The organism is Nocardioides sp. (genome assembly GCF_016462705.1).
In the GTDB taxonomy this organism is placed as follows: domain Bacteria; phylum Actinomycetota; class Actinomycetes; order Propionibacteriales; family Nocardioidaceae; genus Nocardioides.
Genome location: NZ_JAEMSS010000209.1, coordinates 1 through 6,458, shown reverse-complemented (window position 1 = coordinate 6,458; position 6,458 = coordinate 1). Strand labels below are relative to the sequence as shown.

Below are 6,458 nucleotides of genomic sequence, written 5' to 3'. Positions count from 1 at the left end.
ACCGCCCCTCCTTCGACGACGCGGTCGACGGGGTCGTCGTCACCGTCGACCGGGGCCGGTTCACCCTGCTCGTCGACGGCACCACCGTGCTGGCGATGAAGGCCCGGCCCCTCGGCCGCAAGGGGGTCGTCGTCGGTGACCGGGTGCGGGTGGTGGGCGACGTCTCCGGCGGGGACGGCAGCCTCGCCCGGATCGTCGAGGTCACCGAGCGGACCACCGTGCTGCGCCGGACCGCCGACGACGACGACCCGGTCGAGCGGGTGGTCGTGTCCAACGCCGACCAGCTCGTCGTGGTGACCGCGCTCGCCGACCCCGAGCCCCAGCCGCGGCTGGTCGACCGCGCCCTCGTGGCGGCGTACGACGCCCGGATGAGCCCGCTGCTGTGCCTCACCAAGTCCGACCTCGCCGACCCGGACACCTTCCTGTCGACCTACCGCTCCCTGGGGGTGCCCTGGGTGGTCACCCGGCGCGGCGGCGACCTGACCGAGCTGCGGGACCGGCTGACGGGCCGGGTGAGCGTGCTGGTCGGCTCCAGCGGCGTCGGCAAGTCGACGCTGGTCAACGCGCTGGTGCCGGACGCGTTCCGCGAGGTGGGCATCGTCAACGCGGTCACCGGGCGCGGACGGCACACCTCCACGTCCGCGTACATGCTCGCGCTCCCCGGCCCGACCGACGGCGACCACGGCTGGATCATCGACACGCCGGGCATCCGGTCGTTCGGCCTCGCGCACGTGCGGCCGGAGGACCTGATCGAGGCGTTCCCCGACCTCGACGAGATGACCGAGGACTGCCCGCGCGGGTGCACGCACGGCGAGGACGAGCCGGAATGTGGTCTCGACGCCGCCGTCGCGGCCGGCCTGACCGACGTCGACCGGGTGACGTCGTTCCGGCGGTTGCTCGCCGCGCGGAGCGTCTCGGACTACTGAGGGTCCCGCGCCCGGTCAGCCGTTGGTCCCGTACCAGGCGATCTGCGCGCCGGCGTCGCCGGTGAGGACGGTCCAGATCGCGGTGAGCACCGCCAGCACCACGACCAGTCCGGTGAGCAGGCCCCGGACCGGCCCGGTGCGGGCGTGCTGCCACGCGGCGAGGAGGGCCACACCGGCGTACCCGGACATGAGCAGCCGCAGCATCCCGGCCCGGTCCTCGTGCGTCTCCAGCAGCGCGGCGAGCTCGCCGCCGTACTGGTTGGCCTCCTCGAGGTCCTCGCCGCTGAGGTAGGCGACCCAGATCGCGCCGACAGCGATCGTCACGGCGACGACGAGTGGCCACCGGACCCGGTCCCGCCACCGCGGGACGGCGTAGGCCACGCCCGCCAGCGCCGAGAGAGGCCCGAACACCACCGCTGCGTGCACGACCAGCGCGTGCAGCGGAAGACCGTTGATCTCCATAGTTGAACGGTAAAGCGAGTCGATGAGAATAGTGTGAGAGCCGTGCCGGACCCCGCTCACGACTACACCGACGACCTCCGCCTCGCGCACGTCCTCGCCGACGACGCCGACGCGCTGACGACCAGCCGCTTCAAGGCCCTGGACCTGCACGTCATGAGCAAGCCCGACCTGACCCCGGTCACGGACGCCGACCAGGCGGTGGAGGAGGCCATCCGGCGCACCCTGTCGCGGGTCCGGTCACGCGATGCGGTGACCGGCGAGGAGCAGGGCACCACGGGCAACAGCCAGCGCCGCTGGATCGTCGACCCGATCGACGGCACCAAGAACTTCGTTCGCGGCGTGCCCGTCTGGGCCACCCTCATCGCCCTGGCCGTCGACGAGCAGGTGGTGCTCGGCGTCGTCTCGGCACCACAGCTCCAGCGACGGTGGTGGGCCTCGGCCGGCAACGGCGCGTGGACCGGCCGTTCCCTGCTCAAGGCGACCCAGTGCCACGTCTCGGACGTACGCCGCCTGGAGGACGCGTCGATGTCCTACTCCTCGCTCCGCGGCTGGGAGGAGCGCGGCCAGATGGACGACTTCGTCGCCCTGATGCGGCGGGTCTGGCGGACCCGGGCGTACGGCGACTTCTGGTCCTACATGCTCATCGCCGAGGGGGCCGTCGACCTCGCCGCCGAGCCCGAGCTGGCCGTGCACGACATGGCGGCCGTGGAGGTCATCGTCCGCGAGGCGGGCGGGATGTTCACCTCGCTCGACGGCACCGACGGCCCCTGGGGCGGCAACGCGCTGGCGTCCAACGGGCACCTGCACGACGCCGCGCTGTCGTTCCTCGGCTCGATGGCCGACGGCGACGACGACCCCGACTGGCGCTCCAGCGGTCCCGGGTCGGTCTCCGAGCTGCGGCCCCGGGCCCGGCCCGAGGCGCCGGCCGAGGACTGAGCCGAGGACCGGGCCCGACTCCCAGCCCGAGGAGTGAGTCGCTCCCTGTTCAGGCCGCTGCCTCAGGGCTACGGTCGGGCCATGCGCATCGCCGACATCCTCAAGGCCAAGCCGGACGCGACCGTGATCACGATCGGACCTGACGCCGGCGTACGCGAGCTGCTCGCGCTCCTCGCCGAGCACAACGTCGGGGCGCTGATCGTCAGCACCGACGGGGAGTCGCTCGAGGGGATCGTGAGCGAGCGTGACGTGGTCCGCCACCTCCACCACGACGGCACCGTGGTCAACAACACCGTCCGCGCGATCATGACCGAGGTCGTCGAGACCTGCGCGCCCACCGACCAGCTCGACGAGCTCATGGAGATCATGACCCGGCGCCGGATCAGGCACGTGCCCGTCATCCAGGACGGCAAGCTCACCGGCATCATCTCGATCGGCGACGTGGTCAAGCACAAGATGAGCCAGCTGGAGTTCGAGCGCGACCAGCTCGACTCCTATGTGCACCAGACGTGAAGTGACGCGCACCCTCGTCACCGGCGGCACCCGCGGGATCGGGGCGGCCATCGCGGAGCGCCTGGCCGAGGCGGGGCACGACCTGGTGCTCGGGTACGTCCACGACGACTCCGCCGCCGAGCTGGCCAAGGCGGCGGTCGAGACCCACGGCGCCGGGTGCACGCTGGTCCGCGCCGACCTGCTCACCGACGACGGGGTCGACGCCCTCTTCGAGGGGGCCGGGACTCTGACCGGTGTCGTCAACAACGCCGGGGCGACGTTCCACATCGGGCCGCTGGCCGAGACGCCGGTCGAGGTCATCCGGCGCACGGTCGACCTCAACCTGACCTCCGCGATCCTGGTGGCCCGGGCGGCGGTGCGGGCGATGAGCACGGCGTACGGCGGGAGCGGGGGCGTGCTGGTCAACATCAGCTCCGGCGCCGCGACCAAGGGCGCGCCGGGTGAGTACGTCCAGTACGCCGCCGCCAAGGCCGGTGTCGACGCGCTCACCCTCGGCCTGGCCGAGGAGGTCGCGCAGCAGGGCGTCCGGGTGGTGGGCGTCGCGCCGGGCATGATCCGGACCACCATCCACGCCGACGCCGGCGAGCCCGGTCGGCTCGAGCGGGTCGCGCCGCTGATCCCCCTGCAGCGCGCCGGCGAGCCCGAGGAGGTCGCCGAGGCGGTCGCGTGGCTGATGAGCGACGCCGCGTCCTACGTCACCGGGACGACGTTGCGGGTGGCCGGCGGGCGGTGACCCGCCACCCGTAGGGTCGAGGCATGGAGAAGCCAGAGATCGACTTCGTCGACCCCGAGCCCCCGACCGACCTCGTGATCACCGACCTCACCGTCGGCGAGGGAGCCGAGGCGGCGTCCGGTAACACCGTGTCGGTGCACTACGTGGGCGTCGCGCACTCCACCGGCGAGGAGTTCGACGCGTCCTACAACCGGGGCGAGCCGCTGAAGTTCCGGCTCGGTGTCGGCCAGGTCATCCAGGGCTGGGACACCGGCGTGCAGGGCATGAAGGTCGGCGGCCGGCGCCAGCTCGTCATCCCGCCGCACCTGGGCTACGGCGACCGCGGGGCCGGCGGCGTGATCAAGCCGGGCGAGACGCTGGTGTTCGTGGTGGACCTGCTGGACGTGGGTTAGGTCCCAGCACCGGCAGCGATCACCAGTCCCGCTCGCCGCCCACCCGGGCGGAGTTGGCGCCGAGGCTGACCACGTCACCGCGCTCGAGCTGACGGCCGCGGCGGGTCTCGATGTCGCCGTTGACGCGTACGACGCCGCCGGCGAGCACCTGCTTGGCCTGCGCCCCCGACTCGACGAGGTCGGCGAGCTTGAGGAACTGGCCGAGCTTGATGCCGTCGTCCTCGACGGGGATGTCGTTGTAGGCGGTCACGGCGCCATTTTCGGCGGTCGGAGGTCCCGCGGGCAAATACTCATGACGGGTAGGCGCGCGGCGCCTCGCCCGCGACGGCGAGCTCCAGCATCGGCGCGAGCCGCTCCAGGACGTACGCCCGGCTGAGCGGCGTGTCGAAGTAGACGGCGCCGGCGAGGGTCTCGTCGGTGTAGACGGCCCGGTTCTCGCCGACCGCCGGCAGCAGCGAGATGGTCGCCCAGTCCTGCAGCTGGTCGAACTGCTCCTGGCTCTCGGTCGCGAACACCACGACGTCGGCCTCGATCAGGTCGACGTCCTCCGCGGAGATCTCGGCCTGTGAGCCGACCTCGGGGGCGTAGTCCTCCAGACCGGGGAGGTAGCGGAACCCCAGGTCGGTGAGGAAGTCCGTGCTCAGGCCCTCCGGGTAGACGTAGAGGATCCCGTCGTAGGGGCCGCCCTGCGAGAACACGGCGGTGAGATCGGCGTACTCCGGGTGCGCGGCGGCCACCTCCGCGTGGGCGGCGTCAACCTCGTCGATGAGCTCCTGTCCGTCGGCCTCACGGCCGAGCGCCCGTGCGATCTGCAGGGTCTGGTCGGTCCACGACGAGAAGTACTGGGTCGATCCCTCGACGCTGGTGACGGTCGGGGCGATCTCCGAGAGGAGTGCGTAGTCCTCGGCGGTAATGCCCGCGTTGGTGCCGATGATCAGGTCCGGCTGCAGGGCCGCGATCCGCTCGTACTGGAACCCGTCGTCCAGGCTCAGCACCTCGGGCTCGGCGTCGCCCAGGAGCTCCTGCGCCCACGGCCAGGTCGCGAACGGCTGGTCGCCGTACCAGTCCGTCACCCCCACGGGGACGACGCCGAGCTGGAGCAGGGTGTCGTGCTCGGTGTAGCCCACGCTGACCACCCGTCGAGGCTCGTCCTCGACCGTGGTCTCGCCGAACTTGTGCGGGACGGTCACCGGGAAGACCGCCGAGCCCGCGGTCTCCGAGGCGGCCGGGTCGCCCGCCTCCGTCGGCTCGGGGTCCTCGGCCCCGCAGGCAGCCAGGGCGAGCGCGGCGACCAGGACCGAGACGATCACGAGCAGGAGGCGACGCAGGTGCATGAGGGCCGTCCTTCGAGTTAGGTGAGCCTCACCTTATCGACACGGCCGGGTCAGTGCAGCAGCACGCTCACGGCGTGGATGACCACCCCGACCAGGCCGCCGACGATGGTGCCGTTGATCCGGATGAACTGCAGGTCGCGGCCCACGTGCAGCTCGATCCTCCGGGCCGCCTCGCGGCCGTCCCACCGCTCGATCGTGTGCGTGATCACCGCGGTCAGCTCGGCGCCGTAGCGGTCGACGACGAACACCGCCGCGTCCGCGGCCATCATGTCCAGCCGGGTGCGCAGGGCCGGGTCGCTCACCAGGCGCTCGGCGAACCGGCAGACCTCGGTCAGCATCCGCTCCCGCACCGCCCCCTCGCCGTCCTTGAGCGAGGCGGTCAGGGCGCGGCGTAGCGCGTCCCACAGGGAGATGAACGACGTCGCGACGGCGGGATGGTCGAGCACCCGCTCCTTGAGCGCCTCGGCCCGGGCCTGGGTGCCGGGGTCGGTCAGCAGGTCCTGGGCGAGCTGGGTGAGCACCGAGTCCAGCGCCTGGCGGGCCCGGTGCCGCGGGTCGTCACGGATGTCGTCGACCCACTTCACCAGCTCGAGGTGGATCCGGCCCGTCACCGCCTCGTTGAGCCGGGGCGGCGCCCACCAGGGCGCGCGTTCCCCGAGCACCTCCGCGACGGTCTCCGGGTTCTCCAGCAGCCACCCGTGCAGCTCGGCGAGCGCGAGGTCGACCAGGCCGTGGTGGATGTCGTCCCGCAGCGCCTCGGACAGCAGGCCCCCGAGCAGCGGCGCGATCGGCTCCTCCCGGAAGCGGGGGGTGAGCGCGTCCCGCACCAGGCTCTCGATGTGCTCGTCGCGGACCTTGCTCAGGGCGATCGCCGCGACGTCGGCCACCTCGTCGACCACGCGGCGGGCGTTCTGCGGCTCGGAGAGCCACTCCCCCAGGCGTTGTGACGGCGCCGCCGAGGTGAGCCGGTCGCGGATGATGTCCTCCTGCAGGAAGTTCTCGCCGACGAACTCCTCCAGGCCCCGGCCCAGCTCGTCCTTGCGCTTCGGGATGAGCGCCGTGTGCGGGATCGGCAGGCCCAGCGGGTGCTTGAACAGGGCGGTGACGGCGAACCAGTCGGCGATCGCGCCGACCATGGACGCCTCGGCGCCGGCGTTGACGA

Annotated in this window: 9 protein-coding genes; 5 read left to right on the top strand and 4 right to left on the bottom strand. The window is 72.3% G+C overall.

What is annotated here, in order from left to right; all coding sequences use genetic code 11:
• On the top strand, positions 1–926 hold a 926-nt coding region (rsgA, locus tag JHD21_RS19410), incomplete at its 5' end, for a ribosome small subunit-dependent GTPase A (protein WP_292678590.1).
• Positions 927–941: 15 nt separating this feature from the next.
• On the opposite strand, the gene JHD21_RS19405 is transcribed toward rsgA, so the two are convergent.
• Entirely contained in the window at positions 942–1,388 is a 447-nt protein-coding gene (locus tag JHD21_RS19405; protein WP_292678587.1) for a DUF2231 domain-containing protein, read from the bottom strand.
• 42 nt (positions 1,389–1,430) lie between these two features.
• On the opposite strand from JHD21_RS19405, the gene JHD21_RS19400 reads away from it, so the two are divergent.
• From JHD21_RS19400 to JHD21_RS19385, 4 genes are all read left to right on the top strand, one after another.
• Positions 1,431–2,324 carry an inositol monophosphatase family protein gene (locus tag JHD21_RS19400; protein ID WP_292678584.1) on the top strand — a complete coding sequence of 298 codons (894 nt, stop codon included), beginning with the start codon at positions 1,431–1,433 and terminating at the stop codon, positions 2,322–2,324.
• 81 nt (positions 2,325–2,405) lie between these two features.
• Positions 2,406–2,837 (top strand): CBS domain-containing protein, encoded by a 432-nt coding sequence (locus JHD21_RS19395; protein ID WP_292678581.1) that lies wholly within the window; start codon positions 2,406–2,408, stop codon positions 2,835–2,837.
• A 1-nt stretch (position 2,838) separates the two neighbouring features.
• Positions 2,839–3,570, top strand: coding sequence for an SDR family oxidoreductase (locus JHD21_RS19390; protein ID WP_292678578.1), 732 nt, complete (start codon positions 2,839–2,841; stop codon positions 3,568–3,570).
• Positions 3,571–3,593: 23 nt separating this feature from the next.
• On the top strand, positions 3,594–3,962 hold the full coding sequence (locus JHD21_RS19385) for an FKBP-type peptidyl-prolyl cis-trans isomerase (RefSeq protein WP_292678576.1): 369 nt from the start codon (positions 3,594–3,596) through the stop codon (positions 3,960–3,962).
• Positions 3,963–3,981: 19 nt separating this feature from the next.
• On the opposite strand, the gene JHD21_RS19380 is transcribed toward JHD21_RS19385, so the two are convergent.
• The 3 genes from JHD21_RS19380 to JHD21_RS19370 all read right to left on the bottom strand — a co-directional run.
• On the bottom strand, positions 3,982–4,212 hold the full coding sequence (locus tag JHD21_RS19380; RefSeq protein ID WP_292678573.1) for an RNA-binding S4 domain-containing protein: 231 nt from the start codon (positions 4,210–4,212) through the stop codon (positions 3,982–3,984).
• Between the two features lie 40 nt (positions 4,213–4,252).
• Positions 4,253–5,296 carry an ABC transporter substrate-binding protein gene (locus tag JHD21_RS19375; protein ID WP_292678570.1) on the bottom strand — a complete coding sequence of 348 codons (1,044 nt, stop codon included), beginning with the start codon at positions 5,294–5,296 and terminating at the stop codon, positions 4,253–4,255.
• Positions 5,297–5,346: 50 nt separating this feature from the next.
• Positions 5,347–6,458, bottom strand: a 1,112-nt coding sequence (locus JHD21_RS19370) for a DUF445 domain-containing protein (protein ID WP_292678567.1), incomplete at its 5' end; no start/stop codon positions are given.